Source organism: Kitasatospora sp. NPDC048239, from assembly GCF_043202015.1.
In the GTDB taxonomy this organism is placed as follows: domain Bacteria; phylum Actinomycetota; class Actinomycetes; order Streptomycetales; family Streptomycetaceae; genus Kitasatospora.
In genome coordinates this window covers 69,847-81,564 of record NZ_JBICZP010000015.1, presented here as the reverse complement: position 1 = coordinate 81,564, position 11,718 = coordinate 69,847, and the positions used below count along the sequence as shown (strand labels likewise).

The following is an 11,718-nucleotide window of genomic DNA, read 5'->3' as shown; positions in this document are numbered from 1 at the left end:
TCCGGCTGATGATCGCAACCTAGCGCGCCTCACCGACAGCGCGTGGGGACGGCGGGAGCACCCGCCCCCACCTGGCGGCCAGGTCGGCGATGCGGGCGGCCCGGGTGGACACCTGGGCGTGGACGCGGCCGCCGGCCTCGGCGGCCTGGGACTGCCCTGACGAATCGGTCGAAACGGATTGTCAGGTTCCGAACAGCGCAAGAACTGTCCGGAAGATGATCGTCAGCCCGCCAGGCAGGTCCGTGACCTGCACCGCCACAGAAACACCACATCGCTTCCGGTCGGAATTGGTCTCGACCATTGCTCCGCCTTCACATTCGGAGGAGGCTCCTCGGCGAAGCGCAGGGGCACGGACCCCGGCGCTCGCCAAGTGGGAGGAAGACCACTCATGTCGCTTCGCAAGGCATTCTCCGCCGCGGCCGTGGCCGGGCTCGTGGCCGGCGGCGCCCTGATCGCCGCCCCGGCCGCCCAGGCGTCCACCTACACCTACATCGGCATCTACCCGACCGCCGCCGCCTGCCACGCGGCCGGCCAGGCGTATGTGAACAGCCACCAGGCCATCGTCTACTTCTGCGACACCACCACCGAGACCGGCCCCGCGCGGCTCTCCGCAGTCCTCTACTGAGCCGCCGGAACGCACCGGTGGTGGGCCGCACGACCGGCGGCCCACCACCGTCCGAAGAGGTGGAGGAACGGGCGCGGCGGCCGTCCTTGAAGTCGTGGTCGCCCGGCCGGCACGTTGTCGGCCGGGCTCAGCCGGTGTGAGCGGGGCGCGGGTCGGGGAGGGTGCCGGTTGGCCAGAGGCTGTCGGGGAAGGCGGCGTCGTCGGAGTCGCTGTCGGGCATGAGGGTGGTGAGCATCTGCTGGGCGGTCTTCGCGTTGTCGGCGGCGCGGGGCAGCATGACGCTCTCGTAGGCGTCGAGGGCCTCGTCGACGGTGGAGTGGTCGATGACGGCTCGGGCGAGTTCGGCGCCGTCGAGCAGCGCGAGGTTGGCGCCGACGCCGACGGGCGGCATCAGGTGGGCGGCGTCGCCGAGCAGGGTGATACCGGGGACGCGCTGCCAGGAGTGGGGCACGGGAAGGACGAACACGGGCCGGTTGACGAAACCGCCCTCGTTGTCGCGCAGGATGTCCAACAGGCTCTCGTGCCAGCCCTGGTACTGGGCGAGGAGGCGCGCGCGCACTGCCCGGGTGTCCGCGAGGTCGAGGCCGGCGTGCCAGTCCTGGGGGCCGCGGAAGTTGATGTAGGCGCGGACGTGTCCGTTGCTGTTGCGCTGCAGCACCAGGCTGCGGCGGCCCGCCTTGGCCGACATGGTGCCGCGACCGACCAGGTGGGCGATGCCGGGGTGACGGTGGTCGACGTCGTCGAAGTGGGCTTCCACCAACGTGACACCGGAGTAGGAGGGTTGGGCGTCGGAGAGCGCTGGGCGCACCCGGGACCAGGCGCCGTCGGCGCCGATGACCAGGTCGAAGTCTTCGCCCGTGCCGTCATGGTGGTGCAGGCGGGCGGTGCCACGGGGCAGTGGGGTGACGGCCCGTACGGAGTGGCTCCAGCGGACCGTGCCGGGGGCGAGGGAGTCCAGCAGGAGTGCGCGCAGCTGTCCGCGGTCGATCTCGGGCCTGCTCAGATCGTCGCTGCCGGCCTGGTCGTGGCGTATCAGGGTCGCCTGGCGGTCGTACAGGCGCCACTCCTGGCTCTCGGGCCGGGAGAGGGCGAGGAACTGGTCGAACAGGCCGGCTGCGTGCAGGGCTGTCTGGCCGGTGTCTTCGTGGATGTCGAGGGTGCCGCCCTGCGAGCGGGAGTGGGGGGCGCTCTCGCCCTCGAAGACCGTGACCGGCACGCCGTGCTGTTGCAGGACACGCGCGCAGACGAGGCCGCCGAGGCCTGCGCCGGCGATCGCAATGCGGGGGGTGGTGGACATGGGGGTCACGCTCCGTTCAACGGTCGGGGAGGGTGCTGGCGCCTGGTGGCGGCGCCCTGTTCCGGGCATGGCGGATCAGTCGTTCCGGTGTGGGGACGCGCCCCGGGGTTCCGGCAGTTGAGTGCCCGTCAGCCGCCTCCACTCACAGAAGCACAGCAGCTTCAAAAGTACAACTGCTCCGACTTTCCAGTGGATAGCCTTTGCGATCGAATCCCCGTAAGGGGGTAGGGTGGGGGCATGGCCGAGACGACGACAGGACGCCGCGAGCGCAAGAAGGCCCAGACGAGGCAGGCCCTGACGGACGCCGCAGTGCGGCTGTTCACCGAGCGCGGCTTCGACAACGTCGGCGTACGCGAGGTGGCGGAGGCGGCCGACGTCTCGCTGAGCACCCTCTTCAAGCACTTCCCCAGCAAGGAAGCCCTCGTCTTCGACCTGGACGCGGACATCGAGAGCGCCGTGGTCGCCGCCGTTCGCGACCGAGCCCCCGGTCAGCCCGTGCTGCACGCCCTGCGCGACCACATGGTGCGCACTCGGACCTCCCTGCGGACCGACGACCCCACTTTCGTCCTCGTCGAATCCACCCCCGCGCTGCGGGACCACGCCCGGCGCATGTGGTCACGCCACGAGAACACGCTGGCCGCCGCTCTCGCCGAGGCCACCGGGCTCGCCCCGGACGCCCCCGCCGTCACCGGCCTGGCCCGCTTCGCCCTGGAAGCCCCCAGCATCGCCCGCACCAGCGACGACCCGGCCCGGACCATGCGCGACCTGTTCACCCTGCTGGAACACGGCTGGGCCGCCACTCCCCTGGCGCGACAGGACGACCGCCCCGGTCGGGACGGGTGACCGCGACCTCCCGGAGGGGCTTCGCGTAGGCGAACGCCCGGTTGTACTCCACCAGCGCCGGGAGCTGCTCCGGCGAGCACCGCGTCGTCCCAGTGGCGGCGCGGCGGCGGCCGCCCCCTCACGCCCCCGGGCGCAGCCAGGGGGCGAGTGCGGTGTCCGTTGCCGTCCGGACGGCGGCGTGCAGGGCTGCGGGGGTGGCGATCCGGTCCGGGCCTTCGAGGAGTACCTGCAGGACGCCGGTGATGGCGCCGATGAACGCGCCGGTGAGCGCTGCCGCCTGCACCAGGTCGAGCCGGTCCGCGAAGGCCTCGGCCAGCCGGCGCGCGATCTCCTGCTGGGCGTCGAGCTGGATCTGCAGGGCGCGGCCGCGTACCGCCGGCACGGTGCGGGTCAGTTCGAGGCGCAGCGCGGCCAGTGGGCCGACCATGTCGTCGCCGGTGTCCGGGACGGTGCTCAGTGCGCGGAGCAGGACCTCGGCCGGGCCCTCCTCGGGGGTGCGGGAGTCGATGGCGGCGATCACGGCCTGCACGCGGGTGTCGGCCTCCGGGAACAGCAGTTCCTCCTTGCTGGCGAAGTAGCTGAAGAACGTGCGCGTGCCGATCTCCGCTGCCGCGGCGATGTCCGCCACCGTGGTCCGGTCGTAGCCCTGTCGCTCGAACAGTTCGGTCGCCGCGTCGACGAGGGCCTGGCGGGTGCGGGCACGTTTGCGGTCGCGAAGGGACATCCGGCCACCTTAGCGCGCGTGATGCGGGTCTGCGTTCGCTGCAAATCTGCATCCATTGCAGATATGCACTGAGTGCATCTATGGTGGCGGCATGACTCCTCGGAGCGTTCTCATCTCCGGGGCCGGTGTGGCCGGCCCCACCCTCGCCTACTGGCTGGCCCGCCACGGCTTCCGTCCGACCGTCGTCGAGAGGGCCGCGAACCTTCGCTCCAGCGGGAACCCGGTCGATGTCCGCGGCGCCGCGCTCCCCGTGGCCGAGGCCATGGGTGTCCTGCCTCGGCTGCACGCCACCGCCACCTCGGCCACCGGGATGCTCCTGCTGGACGCCGCCGGGCGCTCGATCGCCCGGCTCCCCCTGCCCGGCAGCCGGGCGGGCGCCGGGCAGCGGGAGGTCGAGGTCCCGCGCGGCGACCTGGCCGCCGTCCTGTACGAAGCGGCCCGGGGCGACGCCGAGTTCCTCTTCGGCGACAGCATCGCCGCGCTCCACCAGGACGGGCACGGGGTGGACGTCACCTTCGACCGGGCGGCGCCGCGCCGCTTCGACCTGGTGGTCGGCGCGGACGGGCTGCACTCCCACGTGCGGCGCCTCGCCTTCGGCCCGGAGCGCGACTTCGTCCGGCCCACCGGGATACTGGTCGCCACCCTGCCGCTCGGCGAGCCCGCGGACGACCCGAGCGAGGTGCACGTCCACAACGCCCCGGGCCGGCTGGTCTCCGTCCATCCCTCCCGGGGGTCCGCCGTGGCCGCCTTCGTCTTCCGCAGGCCGGACATCACCGCTTTCGACCACCACGACACCGGGCTGCACAAACGGATCGTCACCGAGTCCCACGCGGGTCTCGGGTGGCGGGTGCCCGGCCTGCTCGACCGGGTGGAGAGCACCGACGAGCTCTACTTCGATGCCGTCAGCACCGTCGACCTCCCCTCCTGGTCGCGGGGTCGCATCACCCTGCTGGGCGACGCCGCCTCCTGCGTCTCCCTGCTCGGGGACGGCTCCAGCCTCGCCATGGCCGGGGCCCACGCCCTGGCCGCGGCCCTTGCCGAACACCCGGCCGATCCTGGCACCGCGCTGGCCCGCTACGAGGCCGCCCACCGCGCCCGGGTGATCGCCAAGCGGCGCGGCGTCAAGCGCTCGGCAGCCCTGCTCGTCCCCGCCACCCGGCTCGGCCTCGCCACGCGCAACCTCGCCGCCCGTCTCTGGCCGGCCGGCCGTTCCTGAAGCTGCGCCCCGCTGCCCTGCGGCCGGTCACCTGCGCTGCGGTGCACCCTGGTCGGCCCGGTGGCGCGCGGGCCGGACCCCGTGGCGGCTGACGACGGGTCCGCGGCGCAATGCCGGCGGCCCGAGAGCGCTCGCGAGCCGCCGACCTGCGACGGTGCTCAGCCTGGAGCCTGGAGGGCCGCGGCAGGCCACCGGGCCAGTGGTACCGGTTCTGGGCGGGGAACGCCGCGACGGCGACCGTGAGGCGGCGACGCCGCAGGGAACCACGGCTCGCCCGCGCACGGCCGGGCGACCTCGCGCCGGTCCGCCCGGCGATCGGGATGCCGACGGCGCGGGTGCCCGCCGGCCCTGAGGGCTGCACCGATCGCGCACGGCAGTGCCGCAGGCGTTCTACCGGCCTGCAGGCAGCGGGTGTGTACTGGAGGGTGCCGCTCGAGGGGGACGTATGCCGCGAACGCCGGATCCGGGAACACCTGAGTCAGATCACGGGGAGGAGCCCTGGCTGGGCAGTGACAAGGTCTCCGAGCTGTGGCAGGTACGTGGGCACTGGCTGCCGAGCGCCGCCGCTCTTGCGGATGTCCGCGTCCGCAGGTACGGCGGGGAGAGCCGGGGCACGTGGGGGGCAGCACTGACCTTCTACGACTATCACCCCGGGGACGCGCGGCGGGCCGCGGCGGATATCGCCGAAGGCCGCGTCGACATCCCCTCGGTCTGGCGCCTCAACACTCCTGGCGGTCGGCTGGCGGAGTACGGGGGCCTGTTCGCGTTCCGTCTCGGCTGCTTGATCCTCCTGGCCCTGGTTCTCAGCGGCATGTGGATGCTGGTCCACGAACTGGCGTCCTCCTGAGTCGGCGGCGGCGGGCCCAGACCGGCCGGGCGGGGCAGAACTGCGCGGCACGACCGGAGCAGTTCGGATCCCGCCGGCGGCGGGTTGCGGGACCGCTGCTGCGGGGGTCAGCGGCGGCGGACGATCTCCGGGAAGAGCGGGGACGGGCTGTCGAGGAGCGTGGTCGGGCGGTGGCGCAGGTGGAGGTCGAAGAAGGCGGCGAGGTAGGCGCGTTGGGCCGCGACGGCGCGGGAGCCGTCGATGCTGCCGAGGAGCTGGTCCAGTTGCTCGTCGGGCCAGGTGAGAACCGGGCGGGCGGCAGGCAGCAGGACCGCGAAGTCGCTGAAGGAGAGGTGGCCGGAGCCGCTCAGGGTGAACTGTCGGCGCCAGGAGGTGAGCCGTGGCCAGAGCGCGTCCCACATCGCGTCGCGGGCGGGGCGGACGTCGGAGGCGCCGATGAGCAGCAGCGGGCGGGCCAGGCCGTCGGTGGCGGCGGTGCCGAGGACCGGGCCGTCGAGGGTGACGCCGGCGAGGACGCGCGGTTCGTCGTGCAGGGTCTGGACGGCGGTTGCGCCGCCCATGGAGTGGCCCAGCATGCCGACCGCGGTGAGGTCGAGTGCCCCGCCGAGGCCGGATGGCAGCTCCCGCCGCTCGGCGTCGGGGTTGCCGCCGGCCGCGAGGTCGGTGAGGCGGTCCAGGACGAAGCGGGTGTCGGTGGTGCGGTAGGCGACGATCTCGTCGTCGGTCATGGCGTGTACGGCGGGGGTGTTGCGGACCTCCAGCCGCCCGTCGGGACCGCCGGGGAAGAGCACTTCCCCGGCGTCGAAGGTGTGGTCGATCCCGACGACCACGTACCCGCGTGACGCGAGGTCCTCGGCCTCCGCCGTGCCGAAGGAGCGGTCGCCGCGCGAGCCGGGTGAGTACAGCACGACGGGGCGGCGGCCGGTGCGGTCGGCGGGCGCGTCCCGGAGGGAGTGGGTGAGCGGCCAGACGAGGTGCCCCGGGGTGGTACCGAGGAAGTCGGACTCCAGCTGGGCCTGCTCGGCGGTGCCGGTCCAGGGCGCGCGGGGTCGGCCGGACGAGCCGCAGCCGGCGGCCGGGTACCAGAGCTGCACCATCAGTTCCCGGGGGCGGGGGGTGGGCGCCCACAGGTCGGTGCGGTGCTGGTCCACGAGGTGCAGCGCGGTGGTTGCGACGGGGTGCGGGCCGGTGGGCGCGGGCAGGGAGAGGCGGATGGGTACGGGAGCGGTCGTGCCGGGTGGGGCGGGCGAGGCGGCCTGCACGGCCGGGGCGGTGGCGACGAGTGCGCCGGCGGTCAGCACGGCGGCGAGCGTCGCGAGGACCGGGCGGTGGCGGATGGTCATCCGGACTCCTTCGTGGGGTTCTTCGCGGGGTTCTTCGCGGGGTTCTTCGCGGGGTTCTTCGCGGGGTTCTTCGCGGGGTTCTTCGCGGGGTGCTCATGCCCCCGTCGCCCGGTCCCCGCAGAGGTGGGGGCGGGGACCGGGGTGGTTGCGCCTCCACAGTGGCCGGCCCGGCCGGCCGCCGCGTCCCGCTACGGGCATACGACCCTGGGCGGATGTCCGACGACCGACCCGTGGCTAGCCTTGCCGCGTGGAGATCGCCGAGCCGTTCGCCGCTGCCCCGCCGCCGACGCCGACCCCGTGGACCCGCCGGACGGCCCACTGGGCCCTGGCCGACGTCTTGGCCGCGCTGGCCGGTACCGCCGCGACCGGCGCCCGCGTACTTGCGGCGGTCCGCGAGTTCGACCCGCACGGGCGCGGCAATCCGCCGCCCGAGGCCGCGGCCCTTCCCGTGGCACTGCTCGCCGTTGCGGTGCTCGGCAGCGCGCTCGCGCTGCGCCGTCGGAGCCCGGCCGTGGCGTGCGGGCTCGTGGTGGCGGCCTGGGTCGGCCTGCTCGCCGCCTGTCGGCAGCCGGCGATCGGGCTGGTCGTGGGGTTCTGGGCGGTGCTGGTAGGCCTGCTGGTGGCCTACACGGCGGCGGCCCACGACCGGCGGACCGGCCGGATGGCTCTCGGCGCCGCGGCTCTCGGCTGGACGGTCACCCTGGCGGCACCGGGCGAGGTCCGGGGAAACGTCCTGCTCGCGGTGGTCGGGCAGTCGGCCGCCTGGGCGGCGGGCGACGCCGTGCGGCGCCACCGGGTGCACGCGGCTGCCGCCGCTGCGGACCGCGCGGCGCTGGAGCGTGCCGCACGGGACGGCGAACGCATGCGCCTGGCCCGGGAGGTGCACGACATCGTCGCGCACAGCCTCGGGGTGGTGAGCGTGCAGGCGGGCTTCGGCCAGTACGCGCTGGAGCACCGGCCGCAGGAAGCCGCCGCCGCGCTGGCCGCCATCCGCACGGTGAGCGCGGAAGCCCTGCGGGAGACCCGGGCGCTGCTCGCCGTCCTCCGCGAGGATGCCGGGCCGGTGCCCGCCGTCCCGCCGCCGGCGCCGGCCCTGGCGGTGTCGGACCTGGAACGGCTGGCGGCCCGGACGGCGGCGGCCGGGGTCGCCGTGGACATCCGGGTACGCGGTCCCGAACGTGAACTTCCCCCCGGCGTGGGCCTGTCGGGGTACCGGGTGGTCCAGGAGGCGCTGGCGAACGTGGTGCGCCACGCGGGCGCGGCGCGGGCCCGGGTGGAGGTGGAGTACCGGGACGGCGAGGTGTGGCTGGAGGTCACCGACGACGGCCGCGGCAGCGCCGGTCCCCGGGATCCGTCCGGCGTACCGGGCGGCGGCACCGGCCTGGCGGGCATGCGCGAGCGCGTCGCGCCGTACGGGGGGTGGTGCACCGCCGGCCCGCTGCCGGGCGGCGGGTTCCGGGTGACGGCCGGCCTGCCGCTGGCCGAGGCGGCGGGGCGGTGACCGTTCGGGTGCTGGTCGCCGACGACCAGACACTCGTCCGCGCCGGACTCGTCGGCATCCTCCGGCTCGCCCCGGGGTTCGCCGTCGCAGGGGAGGCCGCGGACGGTGCAGAAGCGGTGGAACTGGCCTGTCGGGAGCGGCCCGACGTGGTGCTGATGGACATTCGGATGCCCGGCCTGGACGGTATCGAGGCGACCCGCCGGATCACCACCGGCCCATCCGGCAGCCGGGTGCTGATCCTCACCACCTTCGAGCTGGACGAGTACGTGCGCGGCACGCTGCGCGCGGGGGCGAGCGGTTTCCTCCTGAAGGACGCGGAACCGGCCGAGCTGCTGGCCGCGACCCGTGCGGTCGCCGCGGGCGGGGCCGCGCTCGCGCCCACCGTCGCCCGCCGCCTGATCACAGACCTCCTCGCCGCCGGCCCGACCGACCGGCCGAGAACGGGGCCCTCCGCCGGCACGACCGCTTTCCCCGACCCCGCCCGGGAACGGGCCCGCACCGCCGTGGCGGCTCTCACTGCCCGGGAACGCGAGGTACTCGCCCTCGTCGGCGACGGTCTCACCAACCCGGAGATCGCCGCCCGCCTACGCATCACCGAGGGCACCGCCAAGACCCACATCTCCCGCCTGCTCCACAAGCTGGCCGCCCGCGACCGCGTCCGCCTCACCATCCTCGCCCACCGCGCCGGGCTCTCCCGCTGAGTGTCCGTCCCGCTGCCACCGCCCGCCCGCTGTACGGCCGTTGCACGGCACCGTGCTGGAGGCCTCGACAGTCGGCGCGATCGCCGGTTCTCCGCCTCGGAGACCGCCAGGAGGCACGTCCCCGGCCGACAGGGAGGGCGGAGCGTGACCACCCGCTCGGCTTGCTCGTGCGGCGGGCCGGGGACGGGCGGGGTGGAGTCCGGTCAGCGACACTCGCCCCGGACACAGACACGGACACGGACACGGACCCGGCTGGCTAGGCGAGCAGGACGGCTGGCAGCGAGGCCTCCAGCACCAGGGCCCTGGGGAGTGTCAGACCGAAGTGCCGCCCCAGCACCCCCAGGGCGGTCCGGTGCACCTCGCGGTTCGCTCGCTCCTCGTCCGGCAAGCCTTCCGCGCTCAGCAACTCCTTGATTCTGTCCGCGACTTCGGGGTCTCCAACGACCTGGCCGTTGCCCCAGGAGTCGTCCAGGTGCAGATTGAACGAGCACACCGTCCGGCCGTCCCGGTAGTGGTGGAAGGTCGGCGGCACCGGCTTGCCGTTCTCCTCCTCGTACTTCAACAGGAAGACCTCGGCCCCGCCCCGGGAGATCGCCGGATCGTTCCGGAGCTCCCCGAACCAGCCCCCGTACGCCACCGCGAAGGTCCACCCGCCGCTCACCCCCAGCCTCAGTCCGATCCCGTCCCAGGCGTCCCCGTACTCCGAGTCCAGCGCCTGGACCAGCCCGTCCCCGGTGAGCTCCCCGACCGGCTCCACCGTCCGCTGCGACCACTGGGCCGAGGCCGCGATCCGCGCCGCCAGTTCCTCGGCCCCGAGCCCTCGGGCCAGCGTCACGCTGTAACCGCCGAAGGCGATGCTTTGTGGCTCCGCGAGCCAGGCGATTCCGTCCGTCATGCAGGTGATCCTTTCGCACGACACCGACAGACCCCCGTCCCGGGCCGCCAGACTGCTCCGATCTGGCCCCGAGGGGCCTTTGCCGCGCTCCTTCACCAGGCGGCTGGTGCCCCTGCACTGCCGGGAGTCGTGGCTGCCGCTCCGGCACGGGCCGAAGGACCGCGGGGACAGGTCTGACTCCTGCTGGGGTCGTGCAGGTGGGGCAGATCGGCCTCGTCCAGGGGGTCGAGCTTGGGACCCCCAGGCGTGTGGCGGTCCGGGGGGAGGCATTGTCAGATCCTGTGGACTGACCGGGCCGTCCAATGACGGGTCGATCAAGCAAGCGACTTGCGGTAACGGACGTACTCGTTCCGTCGCCGGAACCCCACACTCTCGTAAAGGTCGTAGGACCGGTGCGGATTTGCCGTGCCGGTGAACAGCCGGGCGGTCGTTGCACCCTGCCTGCGAAGGCTCCGCAGCCCGTCCAGCAGCAGGACCCGGCCGATTCCGAGGCGTCGCTGATCCGCCCGGACACTCAGTTCTTCCACCTCGCCCACCGTAGGGTCGTGACGACGGATGGAGCAGAGGGCGACACCGACCATGTCCTGCCCGTTCCACGCAGCCCTCCAGCACGCCGGATCGGCGGTGTCGACGAAGTCCTGGAAAGGCCATCTCTGAGCGAAGCAGGTGTCCGTGTATGAATCGACGACCGTCCTCCAGGCTGCACGGAAATGGACTGTCCCGATCGGCCCTGTCCTTATCCCGGCTGGCAGTTCGCCGCCCGGCTCGGGCACCTGCTGCAGATCGCCCAGCTCCAGCTCAACCAGACTGAAGACACGTCGGTAGCCGGCTGCGCGCAGAAGTGCCGTGGCGTCCTGCTCGGAGGCCATGGCGTTCGCACCGACCACTGCCGTCCGCGCCGTTCCGTGCTGTTTGACGAGCTGGCGGATCCGTTCTTCGGCCCAGCTCAGCATGGCTGAGCCGATGCCCTGACCGCGATGCTCGGGCAAGAGGTGACCTCGGTGCAGGTACAGCCACGTATCGTCCCGCTCCTGCCACCACCGGATCGTCGAGTAGCCGACGACGACCCCGTCGAGCAGCACCAGGATCTGGTTCTTGGACGGCTCCTCCAGTTCGGCGGAGGCCTCGGCGACCTCGGCCGCTGTCGGGAGCCCTTCCACAACCGAATGGGAATCGACCCGATCCCGTTCAGCACAACCCAGCCGCACCGCGGCCATGGCGCCGTGGTCTTCGTCGCCGCGATACGGCCGGAACCCGAAGCCGACCGGAAGGTCCTGTCCTGCCATGCCATCCGACATGACCGGATGGTCTCGAACCTCGAGGCAGGTCCGCCACCCTATTCACGCCACGGTCGTCTGCGGCCAGACGCCGGCCGACGGCGGCAGCCCCGGCCGGGCGTCAGCGCACGCCGACCCGCGAGCCGACCACCCCGACGGCGGGTTGGACCGGCTACCGGTGGCACCGCCAGGACGCAGCGGCAGGGCCTGGACGGCGCAGGCCGGGAAGCAGCCGGATCCCGGTGGCAGGGCCGGACCGGCACAGGAGGCCGAACCACGGCGGCCCGGGCCGGCCGGGGGTTTCATGGCCCGGGCCGGTGGCGCAACCACCGTTCATCGCCGACCTGCTGACGAATCCCCTCTGGACGCCGCCGGACGCCAACCGCGGACGTGAGGAGCCGAGCTGGTACCTCAACCCGTGGAACGCCCTGTACGGCGACAGCATCCAC

General features: G+C 73.5%; 11 protein-coding genes. 6 read left to right on the top strand and 5 right to left on the bottom strand.

The genetic code is table 11. From position 1 onward, the window contains the following. The first annotated feature begins 388 nt into the window (after positions 1-388). Positions 389-625 carry a hypothetical protein gene (locus ACGFZP_RS31395; protein ID WP_392939469.1) on the top strand — a complete coding sequence of 79 codons (237 nt, stop codon included), beginning with the start codon at positions 389-391 and terminating at the stop codon, positions 623-625. Positions 626-752: 127 nt separating this feature from the next. Here ACGFZP_RS31395 and ACGFZP_RS31390 read toward each other — a convergent pair whose 3' ends face one another. After that, positions 753-1,922, bottom strand: a complete 1,170-nt coding sequence (locus ACGFZP_RS31390) for an FAD-dependent oxidoreductase (RefSeq protein WP_392939467.1) — start codon at positions 1,920-1,922, stop codon at positions 753-755. Between the two features lie 237 nt (positions 1,923-2,159). On the opposite strand from ACGFZP_RS31390, the gene ACGFZP_RS31385 reads away from it, so the two are divergent. Beyond that, positions 2,160-2,765, top strand: coding sequence for a TetR/AcrR family transcriptional regulator (locus ACGFZP_RS31385; protein ID WP_392939466.1), 606 nt, complete (start codon positions 2,160-2,162; stop codon positions 2,763-2,765). Positions 2,766-2,883: 118 nt separating this feature from the next. Here ACGFZP_RS31385 and ACGFZP_RS31380 read toward each other — a convergent pair whose 3' ends face one another. Continuing rightward, a complete protein-coding gene (locus tag ACGFZP_RS31380; protein WP_392939465.1) occupies positions 2,884-3,489 on the bottom strand; it encodes a TetR/AcrR family transcriptional regulator in 606 nt (201 codons plus the stop codon). Positions 3,490-3,580: 91 nt separating this feature from the next. Here ACGFZP_RS31380 and ACGFZP_RS31375 point away from each other — a divergent pair, with 91 nt between their 5' ends. Continuing rightward, positions 3,581-4,705, top strand: a complete 1,125-nt coding sequence (locus ACGFZP_RS31375; RefSeq protein ID WP_392939464.1) for an FAD-dependent monooxygenase — start codon at positions 3,581-3,583, stop codon at positions 4,703-4,705. A gap of 445 nt (positions 4,706-5,150) precedes the next feature. Then, positions 5,151-5,552 carry a hypothetical protein gene (locus ACGFZP_RS31370; protein WP_392939463.1) on the top strand — a complete coding sequence of 134 codons (402 nt, stop codon included), beginning with the start codon at positions 5,151-5,153 and terminating at the stop codon, positions 5,550-5,552. A gap of 107 nt (positions 5,553-5,659) precedes the next feature. Here the strand turns inward: ACGFZP_RS31370 and ACGFZP_RS31365 are convergent, their stop codons facing one another. After that, on the bottom strand, positions 5,660-6,895 hold the full coding sequence (locus tag ACGFZP_RS31365) for a lipase (RefSeq protein ID WP_392939461.1): 1,236 nt from the start codon (positions 6,893-6,895) through the stop codon (positions 5,660-5,662). A gap of 247 nt (positions 6,896-7,142) precedes the next feature. Here ACGFZP_RS31365 and ACGFZP_RS31360 point away from each other — a divergent pair, with 247 nt between their 5' ends. Then, on the top strand, positions 7,143-8,396 hold the full coding sequence (locus ACGFZP_RS31360) for a sensor histidine kinase (RefSeq protein WP_392939459.1): 1,254 nt from the start codon (positions 7,143-7,145) through the stop codon (positions 8,394-8,396). Next, positions 8,393-9,097, top strand: coding sequence for a response regulator (locus tag ACGFZP_RS31355; protein WP_392939457.1), 705 nt, complete (start codon positions 8,393-8,395; stop codon positions 9,095-9,097). The genes ACGFZP_RS31360 and ACGFZP_RS31355 overlap by 4 nt, the downstream gene beginning before the upstream one ends. 256 nt (positions 9,098-9,353) lie before the next feature. Here ACGFZP_RS31355 and ACGFZP_RS31350 read toward each other — a convergent pair whose 3' ends face one another. After that, positions 9,354-9,992, bottom strand: a complete 639-nt coding sequence (locus ACGFZP_RS31350; protein WP_392939455.1) for a DUF6461 domain-containing protein — start codon at positions 9,990-9,992, stop codon at positions 9,354-9,356. A gap of 314 nt (positions 9,993-10,306) precedes the next feature. Beyond that, complete coding sequence (locus ACGFZP_RS31345; RefSeq protein ID WP_392939454.1) at positions 10,307-11,290, bottom strand: GNAT family N-acetyltransferase; 984 nt, start codon at positions 11,288-11,290, stop codon at positions 10,307-10,309. Positions 11,291-11,718 lie beyond the last annotated feature (428 nt).